A 1,380-nucleotide genomic window follows, 5' to 3' on the forward strand; every position below is an offset into this window, starting at 1 on the left:
GCCCTGGACGCCCTTCTAAGAGTCAAGCTGTTATCGGGATACTGTTGATCCGCCTGTTTTGATTGCGCAGTAACGTGTAAACTTCGCGGGAGATATATCGCTTTAGACAGCGTATCGCTTCCATTTTTGTATGTCCTTCGGCTACACGCCTGGCGACATATTCCTTTGTTTTTGCGTCAGTTCGTAAGCGTCCGATGGCGATGATGTGAAGTGCACTATTTGCAGCACGATCTCCACCACGATTAAGTCGGTAACGGTTCGTTTTTCCAGAAGAAACGGGGACCGGGCTGACACCACACAGTGCCGCAAATCCTGATTCTGATCTTAACCGTTGAGGATTGTCTCCGGCAGTGATCAGCAACTGTGAAGCGCTTTCGTATCCGATAGCATTACGTTTAATCAGCTCAGGTGCCAACTCGTCGACAATTGCCGCAATCATGACATCCAGATCAGCGATTTCGTCATGTAACTCGAGATAGCGTCGGGCAAGGGACTTTAATGAAATGCGATAAACGTTGGTTACATTGCGGTATTCACTGGCATCAGGTCTCCAGGAACCCAGGGTCCTGATGAGCTGCATGCGCGTCATATTTCTGAGCTGTTCACGTAATTCATCCGGGGCAGAGATAATATTTGAATGGATAATCTGGAGAGCGACTCTGCGGGCTGATATTGCTGTTTTTCGGCAAGTTTTTAATACCCGCAGGGACTCAATCATGCCATCACGCGTTTTGGGAGTAACTGTCCTGATGCCTGAGAATGCTGCATGAGCGGCACATTCAGCATCAATTGTGTCACTTTTACCCCGTTTGCGTCGCTCCATCCGGTCTGGAGCAGTCACCTCAAGAACTTCTAACCCGGCGTTCTGAAAATAACGAAGCAAACCGGAACCATAGGTACCTGTGCACTCAACACCAATTCGCTTTAATGTCCCAAACGAGGTCATCCATGCCAGCATCTGCCGGTAACCTTGTCGTGTTGTGGAGAAATACTGAGTCCCAAGGACTTTATTGTTCTGATCTACGACAGCGGCAACGTGCAAATCTTTATGTGTATCCACGCCACCCACAACGGCAGCTTCGGTAACTTTATCAACCATGACAGAGCTCCTGTGAGGAAACAGAGTTGAATCTCCAGACAGATAACCCGGACAGGACAGTAACGAGACAAGCCGTCAGGCCCTTCTTGAGTCACGCGCATCGGTGAGGAGATGCCTCGCATGAAGGCGCTTCCGGCAACCGACGGGTCCAGGGCAGGACACAAAAGGTCGATCGCTGTGTGAGTCAGGATGCGGGAAGGTCTTCACTGCATCAGTAATCACACCAATCTGGTTAAACGGCAAACTAAGTGGTGGTAAAGACTGACATCGGCATTATTACT

The 1,380-nt window shown here is 49.6% G+C and carries 1 protein-coding gene; it reads right to left on the minus strand.

The window, feature by feature from the left end; translation table 11 throughout:
• Positions 1-22 precede the first annotated feature (22 nt).
• Entirely contained in the window at positions 23-1,099 is a 1,077-nt protein-coding gene (locus tag ACJ8IM_RS25145) for an IS110 family transposase (protein ID WP_000227969.1), read from the minus strand.
• Between the last annotated feature and the right edge of the window lie 281 nt (positions 1,100-1,380).

Origin of the sequence: Serratia sp. CY33525 (assembly GCF_052169115.1) — a bacterium.
Taxonomy (GTDB): Bacteria; Pseudomonadota; Gammaproteobacteria; order Enterobacterales; family Enterobacteriaceae; genus Serratia; species Serratia sarumanii.

Bases quoted from the DNA above. Each gene is read 5' to 3' on its own strand.
- ACJ8IM_RS25145 (WP_000227969.1), bottom strand. From the start codon at position 1,099: ATGGTTGATAAAGTTACCGAAGCTGCCGTTGTGGGTGGCGTGGATACA.